This is a genomic window from Micromonospora avicenniae (genome assembly GCF_900156065.1).
GTDB lineage: Bacteria > Actinomycetota > Actinomycetes > Mycobacteriales > Micromonosporaceae > Micromonospora > Micromonospora avicenniae.
Window position 1 is genome coordinate 219243 of record NZ_FTNF01000007.1, and the last position, 25292, is coordinate 244534.

Consider the following 25292-nt stretch of genomic DNA (forward strand, 5'->3'; position numbering starts at 1 on the left):
TCGAGCCGATCAACCCGACGGGCGGCCGGGAACGGTCAGCGGGTCAGCTCCACAGTGCGGCGACGGCCTCGGCGTGGGCCTCGCCGACGGCCCGACCTGCCTGGGCGGCCGGCCCGCGGGTCGCGGGCGACAGCGCGTTGGTGCCGAACGCGTCGACGGAGGCCTGGTCGGCGCTGATCACATGCACCTTGGCCGGGGCGAGCTTGGCGATCTCGTCGTCGAGGTTGCCCCACGGCTGCGGGGTGCCCTCCAGGATGGGCTGGATGATCAGCACCCGGTCGGCACCGGCGGCGAGGTCGGCGTTGGTCATCGAGCGCACCCCGCCGTCGATGTAGTGACGGTCGCCGATCGCCACGGGCGGCCAGATGCCGGGCACCGCGCAGCTGGCGGCCACCGCGTCGCGCAGCGACACCCCGGAGTCGCCGCTGAAGACGGTTACCTCACCGCTCTCGGCGTCGACGGCGGGCAGCCGTACGTCCCGGCTCGGCCACGCCTTGACCGGGAGCCGGGCGTCGATCGCGGCGAGCCGGACGGCCGGGTCGACGTTCCGCGCGGCGAGTGCGAGCGCACCCAGGCGGCGGCGGGCCTCCGCCGGGTCGGAGACGCCGGCCAGCACCGCGCCGTACTCGCCGAAGAGCTTCTCCGTGTCGACATCCACCTCGATCTCGGCGGTCTCCGCGCGCAACTGTGCCGCGTACAGGTCGTCGAGCGGGGTGCCGCTGGTGATCTGCGCGGCGACCGCCGAGCCGGCCGAGGTGCCGACCACGAGGTCGGCAGCGAGAATCTGGTCGGCGAGTGCCGGATCGGCGTCGGCGAGGCCGCGCAGGACCCCGAGTTCCCAGGCGATGCCGGCGACTCCGCCGCCGGCAAGTACCAGTGCGCTACCCATGAACGGAGCCTTTCACAGGGCCCGAGGGCCAGGAAGGCCGTTCGGCTGTGACGCGCGTCGTTCACTCCGGCCGCCCGGGAGCGGCACACGGCTCCGCCACGCCGCCGAAGCCGGAGCCGGCAGGCGGAGCCGGAGCCGGAGCCGGCAGGCGGAGCCGGAGCCGGAGCCGGCAGGCGGTAGGCGGAGCCGCCAGGCGGCAGGCGGTCAGAGCACTCGGGTGACCTGCTCGGCGGCGACGCGCGCGTCGAGCGTGGACCGGTCCAGGTTCGCGCAGATCAGCACGGACGCGCCGACGGAGAGCGGGGCGAGCAGCCACTTGAGCGGCTGCTCGTGCTCGGCCGCGTCGACCAGCAGCCGGTCGCCGGCCCGCAGGTCCCACATCTCGGCCATCTCCCGGGCGAGCCCGCCCCATTCGCCGTACGTGGTGCCGTCGGGGCTGGCCGGGTCGGACGCATGGATCTCGGTGTAGTTGGGCGTGACGCCGGGATGCCGCAGCACCTCGCTGGACCAGTCGAGCCAGCCCACCGGCACGTCGGCCAACTGCTCCGCCCCGGTGCCGACGAGGTATCGGTGCGTCCCGTCCGGCACGTCCTCCAACCAGTCGTCGAGGCGTTCCGGGGTCACGAACACCGCGTCGTACGGCCGGTCACCGCCCGGTTCGAGCACCGGCAGGCCGGCGAGGGCCCGTGGCCGGTAGGAGACGGACATCCCGACCGACCAGGCGCCCAGCAGCACCGCGGCGGTACGCCAGTGCGGCGGCAGCAGGACCGCCACCCGGCTGCCGGGAGCGAGCCCGCAGCCGTCGCGTAGCAGGCCCGCGCTGCGTGCCGCCCATTCACCGAGCTGCGTCGCGGTCAGGTCGATCCGCGCGCCGGTCGCGTCGTCGCAGTAGCTGAGCAACGGCCGGTCGGCGTCGCGCGGAGCCTGCGGAACGAGGGTCACGGGGGTGCTGGCGGTCATCGTGGGCGCTCCTCCCTGCCGGTGCGCCCCACCCTAACGACTGGCACGGCGGGCGGCGTGGCACCCGGGCTGCCCGCGTCGCCGTTGGCCGGCCGGGAGGTTGAGCTGCCCGCGACCGTCTGGCCGCGGGCAGCTCAGGCAGGAGGGGACTACTGCTTGACCTTGACCACGTCGGCGGGACGCTCCACCTTCACCTCGACGCCGTAATCGAAGAGTTCGAGCGTCGCGGTGGAGTTGCCGGTGTCGAGTCGACCCTTCGCCGTGGACTGCCAGGTGCTGTTGAGCACCACTGTCGCGATCCGGCCGTCGGCGTCGAGGGTCACGTCGCCGGACGCGCTTGTCGATCCGGCCGCGGACTCCGTCGCGTACGCGAAGTGCAGCGTGCCGTCCGGGTTCTCGGTGATCGTCGCGTCCGCCCGCTTCAACGCCCTGAACAGGGCCGCCGGATCGGGCGAGACGGCACCCAGGACGTCGTTCCCATCGCCGTAGAGGGACAGCCGGTCGTACCTGCCCGGGTACTGACCGTAGCGGCCGTAGGTCTCGCCGGGGCCCTTGTCGGCCGGCAGCGTGCCCTGCGGTCGTTCGCCGCCCTCGTACCGGGTGCCGTTGATCAGCAACTCGACCATGACCGAGTCGTCGCTCGGGGCACGCACGTACCCGGTGGCGGTCCTCGGGTCGAACGCCCCCTCGTACATCTGGCCGCCGCCCGTCTGGGTCAGCCGCATCCGGTAACTGATGTTCTCGCTGGCCGTGACCGCCGAGACCAGTTTCATCCCGGGCGAGGTCGGCTGCGACGCGCCCTCGGCGGTGACCGCCGGGCGGTCCGACGTCGGCACCGTCGCCACGGTCACCGCCGTGGCGGCACCCAACGCCAGGAACGCGCACGTCGCGCCGACCATCGCGGTCCTCCGGCGCCGCCGCGCCCGCCGACCCCGGCCGAGCAGCGTTTCCATCGGGGGTACGGAGTCCGGTCCGCCGTCGACGATGTCGTGCAGCCGGTGGGCGAGTTGCTCATCGAGTGTGTTCATGGCTGATCACCTGCTTACCGCGTAGGAGGATTCATCGAGTAGGTGGCGGAGCTTGTCCAGCGCCTTGGCGTTCTGGCTCTTGACCGTGCCGAGCGAGCAACCCAGCACCTTGGCGACCTCACGCTCGGTCAGGTCCTCGTAGTGGCGCAGCACCACTACCGCACGCTGCTTGGCCGGAAGCGACATGAGCGCCCCGCGCAGGACGAGGGCGTCGGGCCCGACGTCGCTGGCCGGGGCAGCCCGGTCGGGGACGTCCGCCACGAGGTTCTCCCGGCGCCGCCGCCGCCAGCCGGACGTGTGGTTGTTGACCAGAGCGCGACGGAGGTAGGCGTGCGGGTCGTCGAGCCGGGACAGCCGCCGCCACCGCTCGTACACCTTCACCAGGCTGTCCTGGAGCAGCTCCTCGGCCCGCCACCGATCGCCGGTCAGCAGCATGGCGAGCCGGATGTGTCGCCGCCAGGCCACCTCGACGAACGCCACGTACGACCGATCCGCCGTGGACATCGCTTCTTCTTGGTCGGTCACGCCCCTACCACGCAGCAGCGCCACAGAAGGTTGTCTCCGGTCGGCTTCCGCCACGATGCCGGCGTTCCTTCGTCGAGTGTTCACGTACGCGCAAGCTGATGCTCCCCGAAGGGTGCCAGCCTCCGACCGGGCACGACCTTACGGAGGAAGTCCTTTGACCTTGAGAAGAGCCTTCACCGCGCTGACCGCAGCCGGTGTCGCCGCCGCCAGCCTGACCGGCGCCACCCCCGCGTCGGCCGGCGGTAACCACCACCCGGGCAAACCTCTCGCCTTTGACCGGGTCGCCACCTACCCCGTCTTCCAGAACCGCCCCGCCGGTGAGGACCCCACGTCTCCCACCGTCGCCGAGATCTCGGCGGTCAGCGAGGACGGTCGCACCCTCGTCTACACCGATGCCCTCGGACGCCGGATCGGCTTCCTCGACATCTCCCGGGCCGACAAGCCCCGTGGCCTCGGCACGCTGTCCCTGTCGCAGCTCGGTGACGCCGAGGACGAGCCGACCTCGGTCGCCGTGGTCGGCAGGTACGTGCTCGTGGTGGTGAACACCAGCCGCAGCTACACCGAGCCGTCCGGGCGACTGGACGTGGTCGAGCTGGCCACCCGCAAGCGGGTCCGCAGCTTCGACCTCGGCGGCCAGCCCGACTCCATCGCCATCAGCAAGGACCACCGGTACGCCGCGATCGCCATCGAGAACGAGCGCGACGAGGAGGCCACCCCGCCCGGCGGCGAGGAGGGCGACCTGCCTCAGCTCCCCGGCGGCTTCGTGCAGATCGTCGACCTGGACGGCATGGACCCGGCCAGCTGGCGGGTGCGGCCGGTGCCGTTGAGCGGTCCGGACGGCCAGGCGCTGCCCGCCCTCGTCAAGGCCGGCCTCACCGCGCCCATCGATCCGGAGCCGGAGTACGTCTCGATCAACAGCCGTGGCGAGCTGGCCGTGACGCTGCAGGAGAACAACGGCGTCGCGCTGATCGACCTGCCGAGCGGCCGGATCAACAAGGTGTTCAGCGCGGGTACCGCGACGATCAGCGGGGTCGACACGAAGAAGGACGGTGTCATCGACCTGACCGGCACGATCACCGACGTGCCGCGGGAGCCCGACGCGGTGGCCTGGATCGACGACCGCTACCTCGCGACGGCCAACGAGGGCGACTGGAAGGGCGGCAGCCGAGGCTGGACCGTCTTCGACAGCCGCACCGGCGAGGTCGCCTGGGACGCGGGCAACACGTTCGAGCGCCTCGCCGTCACGTACGGGCTGCACAACGAGGACCGTGCCGGCAAGAAGGGCACCGAGCCGGAGGGCGTGGCGGTCGCCGAGTACGACGGTGTGCGCTACGGCTTCGTGGGCTCGGAGCGGAGCAACTTCGTCGCCGTCTACGACCTCAGCAACCCGACCAAGCCGGTCTTCAAGCAGGCGCTGCCGTCCACCAACGGGCCGGAGGGGCTGCTGCCCATCCCGTCCCGGGGGCTGTTCGCCATCTCCAGCGAGGAGGACGACGCGTCGGTCAACGTCCGGGCCTCGGTCTCGCTCTACCAGTTGGGCAAGGGCGCGCCCGCGTTCCCGAGCATCGTGTCCGCCTCCAGCGAGCAGGGCACGCCGATCGGCTGGGGTGCCCTCGGCGCCTTGAGCGCGGTGCCCGGCAAGCCGAACCAGCTCGTCAGCGTCACCGACGCGGCGTACTCGCAGACCCGCATCCTGACCGTCGACGTGAAGCACTCGCCGGCTGTCATCAGCACCGCGCTGCCCGTCAAGGACGCCGCCGGCAAGCCGGTCGGCTACGACGCCGAGGGCATCTTCGCCCGTCCGCAGGGCGGCTACTGGCTCGCCGTCGAGGGTGCCAGCGGCCCGGAGAACGCCCTGGTCCGCCTGGACGCCGCCGGGGTCACCCGCCAGGTCGTCCCGCTGCCGGCGGACGTCGCCGCCGGCCTCGGCAAGCAGGGCCTGGAAGGGGTCACCGCCACCACCGACCCGCGCGGCCGGGAGGTCGTCTGGGTGGCCGTGCAGCGTGAGCTCTCCACCGATCCGGCCGGCACCGTCCGGCTCGGCCGGTACGACGTCACGGCCGGCACCTGGAGCTGGTTCGGTTACCAGCTGAACAGCACCGGCGTACCGGGGGACTGGATCGGCCTCTCCGAGATCACGGTGGTCGGTGACCGGCTCGCGGTGATCGAGCGGGACAAGCTGAACGGGCCCGCCGCGGCCCTGAAGCGGGTCTACACCGTGCCGATGCCGGACTCGGCGGCGGCGCCCGGCCCGCTGCGCGTACTGCCGAAGACCCTCGCCGTCGACGTGCTGCCCGCGCTGCGCGCGACGAACGGGTGGACGCAGGAGAAGCTCGAGGGTCTGACCGTGGCCGGCAACGGTCAGGTGTACGCGGTTACCGACAACGACGCGCTCCAGGACGCGACGGGTGAGACGGTCTTCCTGCAGCTGGGGTCCAGCCGGAAGGTCTTCGGCCGCGACTGAGCCTCGGCAACGTTCGACTGATCCGCCACCGGCCCGGCGTCCACCCCGCGTGGGTGCCGGGCCGGTGGCCTTCCCGGGCGGCGCGCCCGTGGCTGTTCACGGCCGGCTCAGGCGCGGCGGAGCAGGTAACGGGCTCGCCGACCGGCGTCGGCGAAACCCAGCCGCCGGTACAGCCCGCCGGCCGGGTTGTCGTCGTTGACGCAGAGCCAGGCCTCTCGGGCATTCTCGGCGGCGAGCGACCGCAGCACGCTCGCCACCAGGTACGCCCCGACCCGTCGCTTCCGCCACGCCGGGACCACCCCGACCTGGTCGATCCAGGTGCCGACGATGTTGACGAAGCCGACGGCCTGTCCGTCCGGGCCTCGGGCCAGCAGGGACAGGTCCGGCCGGTACTCGTCGTCCTCGTGCAGCTCCCCCAGCCACTCGTCGGCCTCGGGCACCACGAAGCCCGGTCGGTCCGCGAACGCCGCGCAGTAGGTGGCGAAGAGGTCCGCCCCGGTTTCGGCGGTCACCGGCTCGGTCACCACCGTCTCAGGTCGCGGGACGGCCGGCACGACGTCGAGGTGGTGTCGCAGCACCGACTCGGAAAAGGTCAGGTGCAACCCGTGGGCCGTGAAGAGCCGCTCCCCGGTGGCGCTCCACGTCTCGGTGGTCAGCAGCAGGTCGGCGTCGCCGGCCCGCTGGTCGGCCCAGCTGATCAGTCGGGTGCCGAGTCCTCGCCCGCGCCACCGCGGGTGCACGAGCCCGGTGGCGGTGGCCGGGCCTTGCGCGACGGCGGCCGACGGCGCGATGTTTCCGACGCCGACGCCGACGGCGGCGACGAGCTGGCCGTGGTGCCAGGCGCCGAGCGTGTACGACTGGAGTAGGCGCGCCCGCAGCAGCGGCGGCCGCTTGAACAACGGCAGGCCGCCGTCGACCTCGAGGCAGGCCTCGGCCAGCTCGGTCAGCGCCGCGAGGTGTTCCTCGTCGATCTCGCCCCAGCTGAGGGTCTCCATCGGTTCCACGTCGCCCTTCTCACCCGTCGGGAAGGAGGCGCCGACCACGCGCCCGGTGGCCCAGTAGGCGACGCGAGCGGTTCAGGTGTCAACCGGATTCGCTGCCCAGCGTCCTCGCCGGAGCCCCACGGTGACGGCCCGCGGCTTCGGCCGACGGAGACGGCAGCTGCCTGACTGGCGGAGGCTGCGGCGACCTCGCGAGTCCATCACCGAGCGCTACTTCGGCGCCACCACGGCCCACCCGCTCCGGACGCTTTGCTCTGCACCCATATACGCGCCAGCCACGTTGAGTGCTTGCCGTCAAGATCGTTGCCCGTGGTGGCCAATCGCAGATCCGCAGGTCCGGGCGATGGCGCGTATCAGGGTGCAGAGCAAAGCGGGCGAAGTGCGGTACCCGTCCACGCCATGCCCGGTTACGCCGCGTCACTTGGGGCCGACGTTACGCTGAGTGACTCAAATCGATGGCTCGCCGCTGCCAGAGTCAGAGAGCACCATTCGCCCGCGCGGCCCGGGCAATGCGCGGTTCGGGCGGTGCGCGACTCAGGCGTCGGGCAGTTCGGGACCGCCGTCGAGCAGTGGGGCCAGCAGGTCACCGGACTTGTCCACCCGCCTGAGCACCTCGTCCGCCGTGTACGGCTTCGCTGCCGGCCGCCTACCGGCCGCGCCCGCCTCGACCTCGTCCCAGGTCAACGGCGTCGACACCGAGGGCACCGACTGGGCCCGCAACGAGTAGGGCGCGACAGTGGTCTTCGCCGCGTTGTTCTGGCTCCAGTCGATGAAGACCTTTCCGGGCCGCAGGTTCTTCGCCATCTTCGACACGACGACCTTCGGCTGCGCCCGCTCCAACTCCTGGGCGATCCGCTTCGCGTACGCCGACACGTCGTCCGCGGATTGCCGGCCGGCGATCGGGCAGCAGAGTTGCATGCCCTTCTTGCCCGACGTCTTGGGGTAGCTGTCGATGCCGTCCTCGGCCAGGCGGTCGCGCATCAACAGCGCCACCTGGCAGCACTGCTTCAACCCCGCCGGCGCTCCCGGGTCCAGGTCGACGACCATCATGTCCGGGTGCTCACCGACCTTCCACTGCGGTGTGTGCAGTTCCAGCGCGGCGAGGTTGGCCAGCCATACCAGGGTGGGCAGGTCGTCGGCGACCACGTAGTCGATGGTCTCCCGCCCCTTGCTCGACCCGGGCGCGGGCAGTGTCTCCGTACGCACCCAGCCGGGAGTGGCGGCCGGGGCGTTCTTCTCGAAGAACGAACCCCCGTCGACACCGTTCGGGAAGCGGATGCGGGTCAGCGCCCGGTCCCGCAGGTGCGGCAGGAGCACGGGGGCGATCCGCGTGTAGTAGTCGATCACCTCGCCCTTGGTGAACCCGGCGGCCGGGTAGAGCACCTTGTCCAGGTTGGACAGCTCCAACGCGCGCCCCTCGACGTCCACCCGCAGGCGGTCAGCTGGCATCGTCGACCTCCTCGGCCGGTTTGTCCGGTCGGAGCCGGAGCACCCGCGGGAAGCGCAGCCGCCCGTCCGGGGTGCGCTGGCCGTACTTCACCTCCACCACGACCCGTGGTGTTACCCAGATCGCGCCGCGCGCATCCTCGCGGGGCACGTCCCCGGCGAACGGAGAGTCCGGCGTGCGCAGCGGCTCCAACTCGGCGAGGAGTTGTCGTTCCAGGCCGGCCCCGATCCCGCCGCCGACCCGGCCGCGATAGGTGAGCCGCCCGTCCGGGCGAGGAACCCCGACGAGCAGGCCGCCGATCTTCCGTGCCCCTGGGCGCCATCCGCCGATCACGAAGTCCCCGGTCACCTCCAGCTTGACCTTCACCCAGTCCGGCGAGCGCACCCCGGCCCGGTAGGCGGCGCCCAACCGCTTGGCCATCACCCCCTCCAGGCCGTGCTCGCCGGCTGCCTGGTAGGTGGCCGGACCGTCGGAGAAGACCGGCGGGACGGCCCAGCGGGCACCGCCCAGGCCGAGGCCGTCCAGGGCCGCGCGGCGACGTTCGTACGGCCAGCCCGTCAGGTCCTCGCCGTTGTGGCGGAGCAGGTCGAAGATCATGTAGGTCACCGGCATGACGGCCGCCAGACGAGCGGCCTTGTTCCGGTCCCGTACGTGCATCCGCTCGGCGAGCGCGGTGAACGAGGGCTGGCCCGACTCGCCGAGCAACACCACCTCGCCGTCGAGCAGTGCGTCGTCCACCTGCTCGCGCAGCGTGGCCAGCTCCGGGTACGCAGCTGTGATCTCCACGCCGGAACGCGCGTACAGGTGCTGCATGCCGCCGGAAATATCAGCGAGCGCGCGGACGCCGTCCCATTTGAACTCGTACGCCCAGCCGGCACCCGCCGGGAGCTGCCCGGTCATCGCGAGCATCGGCTTCAGAGGCGCGCCGGGCACCTTCTGACTGTAGTTCGCGGCGGAAGTCCTCGCGCCCGCTTCGATCCTTTGCGATCCTGAGCTTTACCGGGGAGAGGAGCCGACATGCGGGCCATCTGGAAAGGAGCGGTCTCGTTCGGGCTGGTCTCGATCGCGGTCAAGCTCTACTCCGCCACCGAGGAGAAGGACATCCGCTTCCACCAGGTGCACCGGGAGGACGGTGGGCGGATCAAGTACAAGCGGACCTGCTCGATCGACGGTGAAGAGGTCACCTACGACGACATCGCCAAGGGGTACGACATCGGCGGCGGCGAGATGGTGATCCTCACCGACGAGGACTTCGCCGACCTGCCCCTGAGCACGTCCCGTGCGATCGACGTGCTGGAGTTCGTTCCGGCCGACCAGGTCGACCCGATCCTCTACAACAAGGCGTACTTCCTCGAGCCGGACGGTTCGGCCACCAAGCCGTACGTGCTGCTGCGTGACGCGCTGCTCGACTCCGAGCGGGTGGCCATCGTCAAGGTGGCGCTGCGCCAGCGGGAACAGCTCGCCACCCTGCGCGTACGCGAGGGTGTGCTGCTGCTCAACACCATGCTCTGGCCGGACGAGGTGCGCAGGCCCGACTTCGGCTTCCTCGACGAGGACCTCAAGGTCCGCCCCCCGGAGCTGGCGATGGCCAGCTCGCTGATCGACTCGATGACCGGCGACTTCGAGCCGGACGCGTTCACCGACGACTACCGCGCGGCGTTGCAGGAGGTCATCGACGCCAAGGTGGAGGGCCGGGAGGTGGTCCAGCCGGAGGAGGTCGAGGAGGCTCCCGCGGCTGCCGTGGACCTGATGGCCGCGTTGAAGGCCTCCGTGGAGCGGGCCCGCTCAGCGCGGGGTGAACCGGCCGGCGGCGGGCGAGCCGCCGAGCCGACTCCGATCTCGGCAGCCCGCTCGGCGCAGAAGAAGGCGGCGGAGGAGAAGGCCGCCGAGAAGAAGGCCGCCAAGGCGCCGGCGAAGAAGGCCGCCGAGAAGAAGGCCACCCCGAAGAAGACGGCGGCCAAGAAGGCAGCGCCGAAGAAGGCGGCCGAGAAGAAGGCCGCCCCCAAGAAGGCAGCGGCCAAGAAGACCACCCGCAAGACCGCCTGAGCACTCCCGCAACGGATCTGTCGACTCCGGGGTGGGCACGGATGGCGTTGGGGCGGGTACCGTGTGCGTCGGCTGTCCCCCGGCACCGGTGCCGGCCACCCAACTCTTCCCAGGGAGTCGACGAGTGAGCGAGCGGACCCAGAACCGGTCGAAAACGGAGCGGCGGTTGGCCGCCCAGTTGGCCGCGCAGAAGGCGGCTGAGGCGAAGCGCCGCCGGCAGGCGTGGCTCGGTGGGCTTGCCGCCCTGGCCGTGGTCGCGGTGCTGGTCACCGTCTTCGTGCTCGTCAACCCGGGGGGCGACGACAAGCCCGCCACGCAGGCCGGCGCCACCCCGTCCGCGACCGCCGCGGGCGAGCAGGCCCCCGCCACCCCCGGCGCCCCGCAGCTGCCCGAGGGCGCCGACCCGGCTCTGGGCACCGCGCCGAAGGTCACCGCCGGCAAGGGCGAGCTGAAGAAGCTCACCGTCACCCCGCTGATCAAGGGCACCGGGCCGGAGGTCAAGGCCGGCCAGACGATCACCACGAACTACGTGGGCGTGCTGTACAAGGACGGCAAGGAGTTCGACTCCTCCTGGAGCCGCGGCGAGCCCGCGAGCTTCCCCATCGGCGTCGGCCAGGTCATCCCCGGTTGGGACCAGGGCCTCGTCGGGGTCAAGGTGGGCAGCCGGGTGCAGCTCGACATCCCCGCCGAGCTGGCGTACGGCAACGACGCCGCCAACGGGGTGTCCGGTCCGCTGCGCTTCGTGGTCGACGTCCTGGCCGCGCAGTAGCCGGTCGGCATACCGGTTCGTCCCGATCCGTCAGGTAGTGGCGGTGCAGTTCCCCACAGAGGTCTTCCAGCCACTTCCTCACTTCCAGTAGGTTCCGGGTCACCCTGGGCACTCGCGCCCGGGGTCGACTCGGACGCGACGTGGAGGTACCCGTGACGGCGCTGTACGGCCCCGGGCATACCGCTCGGCTCATGTGGCGGCACTACGAACCGGTACACGCGGTCACCTACTTCCACCCGCGATCACGAGCCGCGTACGAGGCGGCCGGGCTCCGCGGGTACTGGCGGGGCTACTTCGCCGGCCGGGCCGCACCGCTCGGCGCGACCGCCGCCGCCCCGGTGATCGCCGCGTTCTACACGTTCGCTCCACCAATGGTTAGCCGGGCGCTGCCCGCCGTATGGCGGCTGGCCACCCCGCAGGAGGCGCTGCGGGCCCGGCTCACCGGTGCGGTGCAGGCGCTGGCGGAGCTGACGTACGAGCTGCCCGAGACGCATCTGATCGAGGTCGCCGACCTGCTCGACATGGCGGCCGGCGCGGTGGAGACCGGTGGCCGGGTGCTCGGCGCCGCCAACGCCGCCCTGCCCGCCGGCGAGTACCCGCTGGCCCGGCTCTGGCAGGCCGCCACCACCCTGCGGGAGCATCGGGGCGACGGGCACGTCGCCGCGCTCGTCGCCGCCGACCTCGACCCGGTGGAGACGCTGGCCTGGCGGGTCGCGGTCGACATGCCCGCGCAGAACCTGCTCGGACGGGGCTGGACCGAGGAACAGTGGCAGGCCGCCCGCGCGCGGTTGACCGAGCGGGGTTGGCTCACCTCGGACGGGCAGCCCACCGAGCGGGGCCACGCCGCGTTCCAGGCAGTCGAGGACGCGACCGACGCCGCGGCCGCCCGACCCTGGCAGGTCCTCGGCGCCGACCGGGTCGAGCGGCTGTGCGAGCTGCTGCACCCGATCGCCGACGCCTGCCATTCGGTGCTGCCGCCGGACAATCCGATCGGCCTGCCGGCGCTGGCCGGCTGACCGCTCGCCCGGCCCGTGCCGGCGCCTCGGAGGGCCGTCGAAGGCGCGGGCGTCAGGCCGTCGGAAGTGCGGGCTCGCCGAGGGCGTCAGGCCGTCGGAAGTGCGGGTCCCGGCAGGCGGCCGGCCTCCGTGGTCGCCCGGCCGCGCCCGGTCGGGGACGCTCGGCACACCTGGCTTGCCGATCAACGGCGATCGGGCAGGATGGGGGCGTGGTGGATGCGGTGATCTTCGACCTGGACGGCGTGATCGTGGACTCGGAGCCGGTCTGGGAGGAGGTCCGGCGGGCGTACGTGGCGACACACGGCGGCACCTGGCAGCCGGACAGTCAGCGCCGGCTGATGGGGATGAGTACCGGCGAGTGGGCCCGCTACCTGAGCGCCGAGCTGGGTGTGGCCCGTACGGCCGAGCAGGTGGCCACCGAGGTGGTCGACGAGATGACCCGGCGGTACGCGGAGCGCGTACCGCTGATCGACGACGCCGACGAGGTGGTGCGCCGGATGGCCGCGCGGTGGCCGCTGGGGTTGGCGAGTTCCTCACCGACGCGGCTGATCGCCGCGACGCTCGCGGCGACCGGGCTGACGGACTCGTTCCGCACGACGCTCTCCACCGAGGAGACCGCCCGGGGCAAGCCGGCGCCGGACGTCTACCTCGCCGTGGCGCAGCGGCTGGGGGTCGCTCCCGCGCGCTGCGCCGCCGTGGAGGACTCGTCGAACGGGGTGCGTTCGGCGGCTGCCGCCGGCATGCGGGTGGTGGCGATCCCGCACGGCTCGTACCCGCTGGACGAGGACGCCGCCGAGCTCGCCGCCGTGACGCTCGGCTCGGTCGACGAGCTGACGCCCGAGGTGGTGGCGCGGCTCTCGTGAACCGCCGCCCCGGCAGTGCCCACCGCCTACGGTCGGTGCAGGGGGCAGTGGCGTGCACACCAGGGGTTCCGGTACAGGGCAGGTCAGGAGGAGACCGCGATGAAGGCGATCGTTTACGAGCAGACCGGCGACCCGTCGGTGCTTCAGCTGGTCGATCGGCCGGTGCCGGAGCCGGGACCGGGTGAGGTCCTGGTGCGGGTCGCCGTCTCCGGCGTCAACCCGACCGACTGGAAGGCCCGGCGGCTCTGGCCGATCCCTGCCGGGTGGCAGATTCCGGGGCAGGACGGCGCCGGGGTGATCGAGGCGGTCGGCGAGGGTGTGGACCAGCAGCTGATCGGCGAGCGGGTCTGGATCTGGGAGGCCGCCTGGCAGCGGCCGTGGGGCACCGCCGCCGAGTACACAGTGGTTCCGGTCCGGCAGGCGGTGAGCCTGGGTTCCGCCTCGTTCGACCTGGGCGCGTGCCTCGGCATTCCGTTCCTCACCGCGCACCGTTGCCTGACCGTCGGCGAGTACATGCCCCAGAAGTTGCACGCCGGCGCGCTCAGCGACCACACGGTGTTGGTGCAGGGCGGCGCGGGTGCGGTGGGCAACGCCGCGATCCAGTTGGCCCGTTGGGCCGATGCCTGCGTCATCGCCACGGTGAGCAGCGCGGAGAAGGCGCAGCTCGCGGCGGCGGCCGGCGCCAGCCACGTGATCAACTACCGCGAGCAGAACGTGGTCGAGGAGGTCCGCAAGATCGCGCCCGACGGGGTGCACACGATCGTCGAGGTCGCTCCCGCGGTGAACGCGGCCATGGACGCGCAGGTGCTGCGCAACGGCGGGGCGGTCTGCGTCTACGCCAACGACGGCGGCGACGAGGTCACCATCCCGATCCGCCCCTCGATGACCCCGAACGCGCGCTGGCAGTTCGTGCTGGTCTACACCGAGCCGAAGGCGGCCAAGGCCCACGCGGTCCGCGACGTGTGCGCCGCCGTGGTGCAGGGGGCGATCCGGGTGGGCGAGGAGGCCGGGCTGCCGCTGCACCACCATTCGCTGTCCGCGGCCGCCGCGGCCCATCAGGCGGTGGAGAACTCGGTGGTCGGAAAGGTGCTGATCAGCACCAGCGAGCAGTGACGACCAGCAGTGAACGGATTTCCCCGTCATCGGGACGGAGGCGAACAACTCTCGCAATAATGGATTTGCGGGTCGCCCCGCGTGGAACGGGCGGCCCCGGCGCGGTGCGAACGCCGGGGCCGCCCCTGGGGAGGAGAGTCTCTCCTCAGTCAGGCGTCAGCCCGTGCGGAAACGTTACTGGGGACTCAGCTCCCGTACGGTGAGTTCACCGTCGGCGTACCGCGAACGGACGACCTTCTTGTCGAACTTGCCGACGCTCGTCTTCGGCACCGCGTCGATGAAGGCCCACCGCTCCGGCAACTGCCAGCGGGCCACCGACGCGGAGAGGAAGTCCCGCAGTTCCTCGGCGTCGACCGAGGCGCCCTCCCGGACCACCACCGTCGCCAGCGGTCGTTCGTCCCAGCGTTCGTCCGGCACCCCGACCACGCAGGCTTCGAGCACGGCCGGGTGCGCCATCAGGGCGTTCTCCAACTCCACCGAGGAGATCCACTCCCCACCCGACTTGATGACGTCCTTCGCCCGGTCGGTGAGCGTGATGAAGCCGTCCGGCGAGAGCATCCCCACGTCGCCGGTACGCAGCCAGCCGCCGCGGAACTTCTCCTCGTCCGGGGTGTCCTCGCCGACGTACCGTGCGGTGACCCACGGTCCGCGGACCTCCAGCTCACCCACGGACGTGCCGTCGGCGGACATCGGCTCCCCGTCCGGCCCGACGATCCGCGCCCGCACGCCGGCCGGGATCCGCCCCTGCGTGTAGCGGTAGCGCCAGGCCTCCTCGCCGGTCGCCCCGGCGGGCGGCCGGGAGACCGAGCCCAGCGGCGACATCTCCGTCATGCCCCAGGCGTGCACGACCTGGATGCCGTACCGCTCGGCGAAGGCGCGCATCAGCGCCGGCGGGCAGGCCGAACCGCCGACGATCACCTCCTTCAAGGAGGAGATGTCCACCTCATGGGTGTCCAGGTAGTTCAGCAGATCGGCCCAGATCGTCGGCACCGCACCCGCCAGGGTGGGCCGCTCGGCGGCGATCATCTCGGCGATCGGCGCGGCCTGCAGGAAGCGGTCCGGCATGAGCAGCGAGGCGCCGGAGAGGAACGTCGCGAACGGCAGCCCCCAGGACATCGCGTGGAACATGGGCACGATGGCCAGCTCCCGGTCGGTCGGGCCGAGGCCGAAGCCCTCCGGCATGCAGACCTGGAGCGTGTGCAGGTAGATCGAGCGGTGCGAGTACGCCACGCCCTTCGGGTTGCCGGTGGTGCCCGAGGTGTAGCAGAGCGCGGCCGCGTCCCGCTCGTTCACCTCCGGCCAGTCGTACGTGTCGGAGCGACCGGCGAGCAGGTCGTCCCACCGGTGCACGACGATCCGGTCGCCGGCCGCCTCGACGAGCGGCGCCGGATCGCCGCCACCGACCACGACCACGTGCCGCACCGTGGTCATCGCCCCGATCGACCGCGCCAGGAGCGGAATCAGTGTGGTGTCGACCAGCACCACCCGGTCCTCGGCGTGGTTCGCGATGTAGGCGACCTGGTCCGGGAAGAGACGGATGTTCAGCGTGTGCAGCACGGCGCCCATGCTCGGCACCGCGAAGTACGCGACCAGGTGCTCGTTGTTGTTCCACATGAAGGTGGCGACGCGCTCGTCTCCGGTCACGCCGCACTCGGCGCGCAATCCGTGAGCGAGGCGAGCGGCGGCCCGCCCGACCTCGGCGTACGTCATCCGGTGGGGCTCGGCGCCGGTCCACGTGACCGACTCGGCCGTGCCGTGCACGGTGGCGCCGTGGTCGAGGATCCGGGAGACCTGGAGGGGGGCGTCCATCATCGTGCTACGCATGGGTGACAAATTAGTGTCGCCGGTCACACCTTGGGAACCCCGGAAACCCGGTCGCCTCCGGCCGCGACTCGTAGATTGTCCGGGTGAGCATCTCCTGGGCCGATTCGTACGTGGGTCAGCTGCGCGCCCTGGCCGGGGACCGGACGCTGATGTTCGTCGGGGCCCGAGCGGTGGTGCGGGACAACGCCGGTCGGGTTCTGCTGATCCGGCGGTCGGACAACGGCCAGTGGGCGATGCCGGCCGGCGCGATGGAGCTCGGTGAGTCGATCGCCGACTGCGCGGTACGCGAGGTGCGCGAGGAGACCGGGCTGCGGGCCCTTCGGGTGTGCGCTTTCGCCCTCTACACCGGACCCGACCGGACGCACACCAACATGTACGGCCACACGTACCAGATCTTCACGACCGCGTTCCGGGTGGAGGAGTGGGACGGCACGCTGTCCCGGGTGACCGACGAGACCACCGACGCCGGCTTCTTCCACCGGGAGCAGTTCCCGGCGCCGCTCTCCCCTTCGGTCCTGGAGACCCTGGCCGATCTGGACGTCTTCGAACAGACCAACCGCCTGATCCTCAAGTGAGCGCCGCGCCCCCGCGGGGTCCGGCCGGATCCGCCGGCGCCGGCCCGGGCCGGTGACCGCCGCGCCCTGTCGGGACCCGGCCGGGGCCCGCCGGCGCGGGCCCGGGCCGGGTCAGATCATCGTCTGGGACTGCGCCTCCATCTGGGCGGCCGCCTGCTCCTTCGACTCCTTCGACAGCGGCTCGCCGCCGGCCGCCGGCGCCTTGCCGCCGAGCGGGTCGGCACCGCCGGTGGCGCCCTGCGGGCTGGCGCCGCGCAGCAGGGCGTTCGGCATGGCGACGGTGACCAGCACGGCCACGATCGCGATCAGCCCGGCGGTCAGGAAGACCGGGTGCAGCGCCGCCACGAACGCTTCCTGGATCGCGTTACGGACCGGGCCGGGCAGCGCCATGATGGTCGCCGGGTCGTTGATCGAGATGTTCGTTCCGCCGGCCGCCTCCGCGGCGGCCCGCTGGTCGGGCGGCAGCTGGGCGAGCGCGCCGGGCAACCGGCTGGCCAGCCCGGTGGCGAGCCCCGACGAGAGCACGGTGCCGAGGATGGCGACCCCGAACGAACCGCCGAGCGACCGGAAGAAGGTCGCCGATGAGGTGCCGGCGCCCAGGTCCCGGACGGAGACGGCGTTCTGCACGGCGAGGATCAGCGACTGCATGCAGAGACCCAGCCCGACGCCGATCACCACCATGTAGAGGAAGGCCAGCCAGAGCGTGGTCGCGACGTGCAGCTGGGTGAAGAGCAGCATGCCGACGACCAGCACCACCGAGCCGACGACCGGGAACCACTTGTACCGACCGATCCGGGTCATCGCCCGGCCGGTGAGGATCGAGGTACCGATGATGCCGACCATCATCGGCAGCATCAGCAGACCGCTCTCGGTCGGCGAGGCGCCCTTGACGATCTGGAGGTAGAGCGGGATGAAGATGATCGACCCGAACATCACCAGACCGATGACGAAGACGGCGGTGTTGGCCAGCGCGAAGGTGCGCAGGCGGAACAGGTGCAGCGGCAGGATCGGCTCCGCGACCCGGCGTTCCTGGAGCACGAAGAGCGCGCTGAGCACCGCTCCGGCCACGATGAGCCCGATGATCACGCCGGAGCCCCAGGCGTACTCGTTGCCGCCCCAGCTCAGCGCCAGCAGGATGGCGCTCACCCCGGCCACCAGCAGCGCCGCGCCAAGCCAGTCGACGGTGCGCTCCCGATGCTCGAACGGGATCAGCCGCATCACGTGGTAGCAGACCACGATGGCCACGAGGGCCAGCGGCACGTTGATGTAGAAGATCCACCGCCAGTTCGTCTCCGCGAAGTACCCGCCGACAAGCGGGCCGGCCACCGAGGCGATACCGAAGACCGCGCCGAAGAGACCCTGGTAGCGGCCACGTTCCCGGGGCGAGAGCACGTCCGAGATGATGGTGAACGCGAGCGTGATCAGACCGCCCGCGCCCAGGCCCTGCACACCCCGGGTGAGGATCAGCTGGGTCATGTTCTGTGACAGCCCGGCCAGCAGCGAACCGACCAGGAACGCGCCGATCGCGAAGAGGAACACCGGACGGCGGCCGTAGAGGTCGGAAATCTTGCCGTACAGCGGGGTCGACGCGGTCGAGGCGAGCAGGTACGCGGTCACCACCCACGAGTAGTGGCTGATCCCGCCCAGCTCGCCGACGATGGTCGGCAGGGCCGTACCGACGATGGTCTGGTCGAGTGCCGCGAGCAGCATGCCGGTCATCAGGCCGATCATGAGCAGGCGAATCTGTCGGCTGTTCAGCACGGTCGCGGCTGGGGCTTCGCTGGTCACCCGCCCTTCTTTCCCGGCGTACGAGGAACATGCCCCGCACGGCGAGGCTTCCGCACGTCGATCATGAGATTGGCGGCGCTGCGGAGATCGAGACCGCCGCCAACCTCATCATCGGCGCTGTCCGGACGGGTGGTGCGGGGTCAGCCGGCGGGGTTGGCGAAGCGTTCGACGATCTTGGCGCAGAACGCCGGCAGGTCGTCCGGTTTGCGGCTGCTGACCAGCCCACCGTCGGTGACGCACGGCTCGTCGACCCAGGTCGCCCCGGCGTTCGTCAGGTCGGTACGCAGGCTCGGCCAGGAGGTGATCCGCCGTCCGCGCACCACGTCCGCCTCGATCAGCGTCCACGGCCCGTGGCAGATCACCCCGACCGGCTTGCCGGCGTCGAAGAACGCCCGCACGAACCGGACCGCGTCCGGATCCGTACGCAGGAAGTCCGGATTCGCCACCCCACCCGGCAGCACGAGCGCGTCGTAGCCACCGGCGTCCGCGTCGGCCACCGTGACGTCCACGTCGTACGGCTTGGACTGGTCGAGGTGGTTGAACGACTGGACCGAGCCGGCCTTGAGCGAGACCAGCTCGACGGTCGCGCCCGCCTTCTCCACCGCCTCGCGGGGCTGTACGTACTCGACCTCCTCCACCCCGTCGGCGGCCAGGAACGCGATCCGCTTGCCCTGAAGTGTCATCGCTGACATCTCGTTGCATCTCCTTTCCGAGGGGTACCTACGGATCGTTCCCGGGACACCAGGTGCGAAACCCCCGGCCTAGTGGGCGCTGCGCCGGAGACCTGGTTTGACCCCTCGGGCCGGGGGGATCCGGAACGACATGGCAGGAGCAGCAGCGGAACAGCGGCGGCTCGCCGGCGTTGTGGAAAGCTGGCAGGGACGCCCGGTCCTGGTGATCGGTGACGCCATGCTCGACGAGTGGCGGTTCGCGGAGTCCGACCGGCTCTGCCGGGAGGCGCCCGCACCGGTGCTCACCCTCCGCCGCCGGATCTCCGCGGCGGGCGGAGCGGCGAACACCGCGGTCAACGTCGCCGCGCTCGGCGGCCGCGCGGTACTGGTGGCCCCGGTCGGCGCCGACGTGGCCGGCGACGAACTGCACGACTGCCTCGACCGGGCGGGAGTCTGGGACCGTACGGTCAACCAGCCCGGCCGCCCGACACCCTTGAAGCGGAGGATGCTGGCCGGGAACCAGATCCTGCTCCGCGAGGACTCCGGCGAGCCGGACGACCCGCTGGACCCGGACGGGGTGCAGCGCCTGCTCACCGCCCTGGACTGCGCCACGGAGGAGCTGCGCGCCGTCGCCGGCGGGGAGCCTCCCACCCTGGTGGTCTGCGACTACGGACTCGGCGCACTACCCACGCCGGTACGCGCCTGGCTGGTCGCCAACCGGGAGCGGTTCGCCACCGTGGCGCTGGACGCGCACGACCTCGCTGATTGGCGCGGCCTCGCCCCGACCGTCGTGACCCCCAGCTTCGCCGAAGCGACCCGCCTGCTGGCCCGGGCGACCCGGCGCAGCGCCGGCCCCGAGCTGCACCTCGACCACCCGGACGGCGATCCGGCCGACGGCCCGTCCGAGCTGACCGTCGGCGCCGCTCCGGGTGACCGTACGCCCAGGGCGGAGGAACCCCGGGGCGTCGGCGCGGCGGTCCGGACGAACTCCGGCCCGCCATCGCCCGACCCGGCCGGTCCCGACTCCTCGGCCGCGGATCTGGACGTGACGAGCCGTACGGCCCGGATCGACCGGACCGGCCCCACCGGGGAGCCGACACCGGGTGAGAGCCGCGTTGCGATGACCGGCGACGGGCTCAGCGTGACCGCCACCGGAGTGACGGTGAACGCGGCGGCCGGCGAGGGCGTCGATCGCGCGATGCTTGCCGAGTCACGCCTCGCCGAACTGCACGCGCACACCGGCGCGGACGTGGTGGCGGTGACCCTGGACACCGAGGGCGCGGTGGTCGGCACGGCCGACGGTGAGCGGCGGCGCAGCCACAGCACGCCGGTGCCGGCCAGCCACGCGGTCGGGGCCGGCGACGCGTACCTGGCGGCGATGACGCTCGCTCTGGCCGCCGGTGCGCCGCTGTCGACCGCCGCCCAGCTCGCGCAGCTCACCGCCACCATCACCGTCTCCGACACCGGAACCTGCGTCTGCCGCCGCGACGATCTGCTCGCCGCGCTCGACCAGCCGGTGCAGGACCAGGGCCGTCCCGTGGTGATCGACGCGGACGAGCTGGCGGCCATCGTGGAGACCCAACGCGACAGCGGCCGATCGGTCGTCTTCACCAACGGCTGCTTCGACGTGTTGCACCGAGGCCACGTCCGCTACCTGGAACAGGCCCGCACCCTGGGTGACCTCCTGATCGTGGCGGTGAACTCCGATGAGAGCGTGCGGCGCCTCAAGGGGGCGGACCGCCCGGTGAACCCGGTCGAGGACCGGGCCGCGCTGCTCGCCGCCCTCTCCTGCGTCGACCACGTGGTGGTCTTCGAGGAGGACTCACCGGCCTCGCTGATCAAGGTGGTCCGCCCCGACGTGTACGTCAAGGGCGGCGACTACCCGCCGGAGATGGTGCCGGAGGCGCCACTGGTCCGCCGGCTGGGCGGGCAGGTCCGCACCCTCGGGTACGTGCCGGACCGGTCCACGTCGCAGATCATCGAGCGGATCCGTACGCACAGCCAGGAGCGGGAGACCGACCCGTCACTGTCCAGCAAGCCGTCGTGAACCGGCCACTCGATCCGGGCGCCCCGGAGCGGTTCCGCGCCGACCGGATGGTCGACGTGCTGATCCCGACCCGTAACCGCCCCGCCGAGCTGGCGGTCACCCTCTCCGGGCTGGCGGCCCAGGACGGGGTGCCCGGGTTCGGGGTGGTGGTGAGCGACCAGTCCGACGGGGAACCGGCGTACGCCCACCCGGCGGCCGCCACCATGGTGCGGGCGCTGCGGCACCGGGGTCACCCGGTACTGCTCACCCGCCGGCTGCCCCGCCGCGGGCTGGCCGAGCACCGGGCCTACCTGCTGGCCGCCTCGGCCGCCCGGTACGTGCTATGCCTGGACGACGACGTCTGGTTGGAACCGGGGACGCTGCACCGGCTGGTGACCGCGCTGGCCGATCTGGGCTGCGGGTTCGTGGGCAACGCCGTGCACGGCCTGTCCTACGTCGACGACGTACGGCCGGAGACCCACGGGCACTACGAGGAGTGGGAGGCCACCCCGGTGCCCGAGCGGATCCGCCCGGGCACGCCCGAGTGGGACCGGGCGCGGATCCACTCGGCGGCGAACCTGCTGCACGTCACGGAGAAGCTGGAGCTGCCGCCCGATGCCTGGCGCGCGTACAAGGTCTCCTGGATCGGCGGATGCGTCCTGTACGACCGGGCGAAGCTGGTCGACTCGGGCGGCTTCGACTTCTGGCGCAGGGTGCAGGAGAAACACCAGGGCGAGGACGTCGCCGCCCAGCTCGCCGTCCTCGCCCGCCACGGCGGCGCGGGGGTGCTGCCCAGCGGGGCGTACCACCTGGAGTCGCCGACCACCGTCACGGAGCGGGACGTCGAGGCGTGGGAGGTCGTCCTCGCCGACGAGGACGCCGCGCAGCCGGCCTGAGCGACCGCCAGTGCCTACCGGAGCAGCTCGTGGGCGGCCTCGAGCACCTCGGCCACCGGCACATCGGTCACGAACGAGTCCCGGTGCGGACACCCGTCTACGCCGGGGCGGTGCGGGTAGATGTCGGTCGTGCAGTCCACGCCGCAGACCGGGCAGCGCACCGTCCACGAGATGATCGGCCGGTGCCGGCCGCGCAGCGGCGTCGCGGTGTTGATGAGGTTGCCGACCCAGAAGATGCCGACCGTCGGGGTGCCGACCGCCGCGGCCAGGTGCAGTGGCCCGGTGTCGTTGGAGATCACCAGCGCGCAGTCCGCGTAGCAGCCGGCCAGGCCGCCGAGGCTGAGCGTGCCGACCTGCGGCCGGACCGGCGCCTCGGCCGCCGCGACCACCCCGTCCACCACCTCCCGCTCCGCCGGTGTGCCGGTGACCAGCACCTCGTACCCCGCGCCGACCAGGTCACGAGCCACCTCGGCGAAACGTTCGGCGGGCCAGCGCCGTCGGGTGTCGGTGGCGCCCGGATGCAGCGCCACCCGGGGCTGCCGGGCCGGGCCGAGCACCCCGGCCGCCTCGTTCCGGTCCGCCTCGGTGACCGCCAGCGTGGGCACGATCGTCGTGGCCGGTGCGCCGACGAGCGCCGCCACCTCCAGGTAGCGGATCACCTCGTGCTGGTAGTAGACGTACCGGATCCAGCGGTCCAGCGGCGGCGCGTTCTCGGTGCGCAGCCCGGCCGTGACCCGGGCGTCGAACGCCGTGATCAGCGGGTTGGAGTTGGCGCCGCCGCCGTGCATCTGCAACGCCAGGTCGAAGCGTTCCGCCCGCGCCGCGGCCAGGAATTCGTCAGTCGCCGCCGGCTGTTCGTCCGGCTCCGGCTCACGGATCCCGTTCGCGGGCGGCACCACCAGCACCCGGTCCACCGGGCCGGGCCGGTCGCGCCAGAGTTTCGCGTGCCAGGGCGCGCCGAGCAGCACGATCTCCGCTGCGGGGTACGCGGCCCGCAACGCCTCCAACGCCGGCAGTACGAAGATGAAGTCGCCGAGCGCGTTGGCTCGCAGCACGGCGATCCGTTCGACCTCGGCTACGCGCTCGGCCACCGGGCCGAGCAGGGACGGGGCGACCACCCGGGCCCGCTACGGCTGGTCGAGCTCGCCGACAGCGGTGTCCGGGCGGTGCAGCTCCCGGTCCGCGGCCGGATCACCCGGTGCCGGCGTACGGCTGCCGAGCGAGCCGGTACGCGGCCCGGCGCGGCCGACGGTGATGGTGCGCGGGGCGGGCCGGGCCGCACGTGGCAGGTGGACCCGGAGCAGTCCGTGGTCCATCACCGCGTCGATGGCGTCCGGGTCGACGCGGATCGGCAGCTCGACGCGGTACTCGAAGCCGCGGGTCTCGAAGCCGCCGGGTATGCCCTGGTCGGCGTTGACCTCGGCCTCGGAGCGCGCCCGTACGCACAGCTCACGGTCGTCCAGCTCGACAGCCACCTCCTCCGGCGCCACCCCGGGCAGCCGGACGATGACCTCCCAGCCGTCGGGCACCTCCGTCAGCTCCACCTCCGGCGGACCGGACCGGCCGCCGACCAGCCGGCGCAGCTCGGAGCGGAGCGACTGGAGTTCACCCATCGGGTCCCAGCCCTGCTGCCGGCCACGCCAGCGGCCGAACCCGCCACCCTGCTCGCTCATGCCGTCGCCTCCCTCCGGTCGGCCACGGCCTGAGGCTCAACCACGCTGCGCCCGATGATTCGCTCGCTCCGCTCGCGCATGCCGTCGCCTCCCTCCGGTCGGTCCGCACGTTGCGTGAGGCGGTACCCCCGGGCAGTGTCGGCAAACCTCCGGACGACCGGTCGTACGCTGTCCGACACGAGCCGCAGCGCGGCGGCTCCGCCTACACGTTCGGCCCGGGGAGGAACACGTGACGGTGGAGATCACTTCGGCGGAGGAGCTGCGCGAGCTGCTGGGCACGCCGACGGAACAGGCCGCCGACAAGGAACGCACCCGGCTGCACGAGCTGGATCGACAGTGGCTGGCGGCGTCGCCGTTCTGCCTGGTGGCGACCGCTGGAGCGGACGGCAGCTGCGACGTCTCGCCGAAGGGCGACCCACCGGGCTTCGCGCTGGTGCTCGACGACACGACCATCGCGCTGCCGGAGCGGCCGGGCAACCGGCGGGCGGACGGCTATCGCAACATCCTGGAGAACCCGCACGTCGGGCTGCTCTTCATGATCCCCGGGCGCGCTGACACACTGCGGATCAACGGACGCGCCCGGCTGGTCCGCGACGCGCCCTGGTTCGCGGAGATGACCGTCAAGGGCCACCGTCCCGTCCTCGCCGTGCTGGTCGAGGTCGAGCAGATCTTCTACCACTGCCCGAAGTCCTTCCTCCGCTCGGCGTTGTGGAAGCCGGAGACCTGGCGGCCGGACGTACTGCCTTCCCGAGCCCACCTGGTCAAGGAGCTGGAGGCTCCGGAGAAGGACATGGCGGAGCTGGAGCGCCACTACGGTCCGGACTACCTGAAGAAGCTCTACGCCTGAGGCCCGGCGGCGGCCGGGCCCCTTGAGAAATAGACGATGCTGAACCCCTTCCGGCCGGAAAATGGCGGCGGCCACGGTTAGGGTCAGGCCCATGCGTCGAATGATCCCTGTCGTTTCGATCGCCCTCGCCGTGCTCGTAGCCGGCTGTGGCACCGACTCCGACAGCCCCACCGACTCGCCCGCGCGCGCCACGTCCGCGGCCGACCCGGTCACCACCATCAAGGAGGGCATGGGTCGTGGCCTCTCCGGCACGGTCACCATGGACGCCTCGGTGAAGATCGGCCAGGCGGCGATGGAGCTCACCGGCAAGATGGACCCGGCAGCCAAGGTGCTCACGGTCGTCACCACGGCACCCGAGCAGATGGAGGCCCGGCTGATCGGTGACGCCGCCTACATCAAGGCGGAATCACTCGGCGGCGACAAGCCCTGGATGAAGATCGACCTCACGAAGCTCAGGCCGGAGAGCCCGCTGCGCCAGTCCTTCGACCTGCAGTCGCAGACCGGTCTGGTCGGCGGCATCGTGACCGCCGAGAAGGTGGGCGAGGGCAGCTACCAGGGCACGGCCGACCTGGAGAAGGCCGTGCAGGCCGCGAGCGACGACGGCGGGATGCGCGAGGGCCTCGAGTCGACCGCCAAGCTGGCGAAGGACCCGAAGGCGATCCCGTTCGAGGCGACGGTCGACACCGAGGGCCGGGTCACCTCCCTGTCCTACACGATCGCCACGAAGAGCCTCGGAGATCTCGTCACCGAGCTGCGGATGAGCGGCTTCGGCGAGAAGGTGACGGCGACCGCGCCACCCGCCGGCGAGACCGAAGACGCCTCCGCAGACATGTACAAGTTCCTCTGACGTACCCGCACGTTGGCGCTCACC

The 25292-nt window shown here is 72.0% G+C and carries 23 protein-coding genes; 11 read left to right on the plus strand and 12 right to left on the minus strand.

All coding sequences use genetic code 11. The features are described from left to right. Positions 1-43: 43 nt before the first annotated feature. From BXA10_RS14025 to BXA10_RS14040, 4 genes are all read right to left on the minus strand, one after another. Positions 44-889, minus strand: a complete 846-nt coding sequence (locus BXA10_RS14025; RefSeq protein WP_076470764.1) for a patatin-like phospholipase family protein — start codon at positions 887-889, stop codon at positions 44-46. A 204-nt stretch (positions 890-1093) separates the two neighbouring features. Next, on the minus strand, positions 1094-1849 hold the full coding sequence (locus BXA10_RS14030; protein WP_076470765.1) for a TIGR03089 family protein: 756 nt from the start codon (positions 1847-1849) through the stop codon (positions 1094-1096). 149 nt (positions 1850-1998) lie between these two features. Next, positions 1999-2877, minus strand: a complete 879-nt coding sequence (locus BXA10_RS14035; protein WP_076470766.1) for a hypothetical protein — start codon at positions 2875-2877, stop codon at positions 1999-2001. A 6-nt stretch (positions 2878-2883) separates the two neighbouring features. Next, a complete protein-coding gene (locus tag BXA10_RS14040; protein WP_076470767.1) occupies positions 2884-3381 on the minus strand; it encodes a SigE family RNA polymerase sigma factor in 498 nt (165 codons plus the stop codon). Between the two features lie 175 nt (positions 3382-3556). Here BXA10_RS14040 and BXA10_RS14045 point away from each other — a divergent pair, with 175 nt between their 5' ends. Then, positions 3557-5866, plus strand: a complete 2310-nt coding sequence (locus BXA10_RS14045; protein WP_245828240.1) for an esterase-like activity of phytase family protein — start codon at positions 3557-3559, stop codon at positions 5864-5866. A 107-nt stretch (positions 5867-5973) separates the two neighbouring features. On the opposite strand, the gene BXA10_RS14050 is transcribed toward BXA10_RS14045, so the two are convergent. The 3 genes from BXA10_RS14050 to ligD (BXA10_RS14060) form a co-directional block, all read right to left on the minus strand. Then, the gene (locus BXA10_RS14050; protein WP_139337999.1) at positions 5974-6861 is read right to left on the minus strand and encodes a GNAT family N-acetyltransferase; all 888 of its coding nucleotides are present in this window, start codon (positions 6859-6861) and stop codon (positions 5974-5976) included. Between the two features lie 540 nt (positions 6862-7401). Further along, positions 7402-8316, minus strand: coding sequence for a non-homologous end-joining DNA ligase (ligD, locus tag BXA10_RS14055; RefSeq protein ID WP_076470768.1), 915 nt, complete (start codon positions 8314-8316; stop codon positions 7402-7404). Next, on the minus strand, positions 8306-9247 hold the full coding sequence (ligD, locus tag BXA10_RS14060) for a non-homologous end-joining DNA ligase (protein ID WP_076470769.1): 942 nt from the start codon (positions 9245-9247) through the stop codon (positions 8306-8308). Before ligD (BXA10_RS14060) ends, ligD (BXA10_RS14055) begins: the two co-directional genes overlap by 11 nt. 84 nt (positions 9248-9331) lie before the next feature. Here ligD (BXA10_RS14060) and ku point away from each other — a divergent pair, with 84 nt between their 5' ends. From ku to BXA10_RS14085, 5 genes are all read left to right on the plus strand, one after another. Continuing rightward, positions 9332-10360 carry a non-homologous end joining protein Ku gene (ku, locus tag BXA10_RS14065; RefSeq protein WP_076470770.1) on the plus strand — a complete coding sequence of 343 codons (1029 nt, stop codon included), beginning with the start codon at positions 9332-9334 and terminating at the stop codon, positions 10358-10360. 88 nt (positions 10361-10448) lie between these two features. Further along, positions 10449-11129 carry an FKBP-type peptidyl-prolyl cis-trans isomerase gene (locus BXA10_RS14070; RefSeq protein WP_076470771.1) on the plus strand — a complete coding sequence of 227 codons (681 nt, stop codon included), beginning with the start codon at positions 10449-10451 and terminating at the stop codon, positions 11127-11129. A 191-nt stretch (positions 11130-11320) separates the two neighbouring features. Beyond that, entirely contained in the window at positions 11321-12145 is an 825-nt protein-coding gene (locus tag BXA10_RS14075; RefSeq protein ID WP_076470854.1) for an SCO6745 family protein, read from the plus strand. 209 nt (positions 12146-12354) lie between these two features. Then, positions 12355-13008, plus strand: a complete 654-nt coding sequence (locus BXA10_RS14080; RefSeq protein WP_076470772.1) for an HAD family hydrolase — start codon at positions 12355-12357, stop codon at positions 13006-13008. Positions 13009-13107: 99 nt separating this feature from the next. Next, positions 13108-14121, plus strand: a complete 1014-nt coding sequence (locus BXA10_RS14085; protein ID WP_076470773.1) for an NADPH:quinone reductase — start codon at positions 13108-13110, stop codon at positions 14119-14121. 174 nt (positions 14122-14295) lie between these two features. On the opposite strand, the gene BXA10_RS14090 is transcribed toward BXA10_RS14085, so the two are convergent. Next, a complete protein-coding gene (locus BXA10_RS14090) occupies positions 14296-15930 on the minus strand; it encodes a fatty acid--CoA ligase (RefSeq protein ID WP_175649210.1) in 1635 nt (544 codons plus the stop codon). A 98-nt stretch (positions 15931-16028) separates the two neighbouring features. Here BXA10_RS14090 and BXA10_RS14095 point away from each other — a divergent pair, with 98 nt between their 5' ends. Next, the gene (locus BXA10_RS14095; RefSeq protein ID WP_076470775.1) at positions 16029-16520 is read left to right on the plus strand and encodes an NUDIX domain-containing protein; all 492 of its coding nucleotides are present in this window, start codon (positions 16029-16031) and stop codon (positions 16518-16520) included. Between the two features lie 111 nt (positions 16521-16631). On the opposite strand, the gene BXA10_RS14100 is transcribed toward BXA10_RS14095, so the two are convergent. Next, positions 16632-18308, minus strand: a complete 1677-nt coding sequence (locus BXA10_RS14100) for an MDR family MFS transporter (RefSeq protein ID WP_076470776.1) — start codon at positions 18306-18308, stop codon at positions 16632-16634. A 140-nt stretch (positions 18309-18448) separates the two neighbouring features. Next, a complete protein-coding gene (locus BXA10_RS14105; RefSeq protein ID WP_076470777.1) occupies positions 18449-19000 on the minus strand; it encodes a type 1 glutamine amidotransferase domain-containing protein in 552 nt (183 codons plus the stop codon). Positions 19001-19130: 130 nt separating this feature from the next. Here BXA10_RS14105 and rfaE2 point away from each other — a divergent pair, with 130 nt between their 5' ends. Continuing rightward, positions 19131-21026 carry a D-glycero-beta-D-manno-heptose 1-phosphate adenylyltransferase gene (gene rfaE2, locus BXA10_RS14110; RefSeq protein WP_076470778.1) on the plus strand — a complete coding sequence of 632 codons (1896 nt, stop codon included), beginning with the start codon at positions 19131-19133 and terminating at the stop codon, positions 21024-21026. Beyond that, entirely contained in the window at positions 21023-21901 is an 879-nt protein-coding gene (locus BXA10_RS14115) for a glycosyltransferase family 2 protein (RefSeq protein ID WP_076470779.1), read from the plus strand. The genes rfaE2 and BXA10_RS14115 overlap by 4 nt, the downstream gene beginning before the upstream one ends. Positions 21902-21915: 14 nt before the next feature. Here BXA10_RS14115 and BXA10_RS14120 read toward each other — a convergent pair whose 3' ends face one another. Beyond that, positions 21916-23019 (minus strand): glycosyltransferase family 9 protein, encoded by a 1104-nt coding sequence (locus BXA10_RS14120; protein ID WP_076470780.1) that lies wholly within the window; start codon positions 23017-23019, stop codon positions 21916-21918. A gap of 9 nt (positions 23020-23028) precedes the next feature. Beyond that, positions 23029-23574, minus strand: coding sequence for an Hsp20/alpha crystallin family protein (locus BXA10_RS14125; RefSeq protein ID WP_076470781.1), 546 nt, complete (start codon positions 23572-23574; stop codon positions 23029-23031). 229 nt (positions 23575-23803) lie between these two features. Here BXA10_RS14125 and BXA10_RS14130 point away from each other — a divergent pair, with 229 nt between their 5' ends. Continuing rightward, the gene (locus BXA10_RS14130) at positions 23804-24421 is read left to right on the plus strand and encodes a pyridoxamine 5'-phosphate oxidase family protein (RefSeq protein WP_076470782.1); all 618 of its coding nucleotides are present in this window, start codon (positions 23804-23806) and stop codon (positions 24419-24421) included. Between the two features lie 91 nt (positions 24422-24512). Continuing rightward, positions 24513-25268 carry a hypothetical protein gene (locus BXA10_RS14135; protein ID WP_139337993.1) on the plus strand — a complete coding sequence of 252 codons (756 nt, stop codon included), beginning with the start codon at positions 24513-24515 and terminating at the stop codon, positions 25266-25268. Positions 25269-25292: the final 24 nt, after the last annotated feature.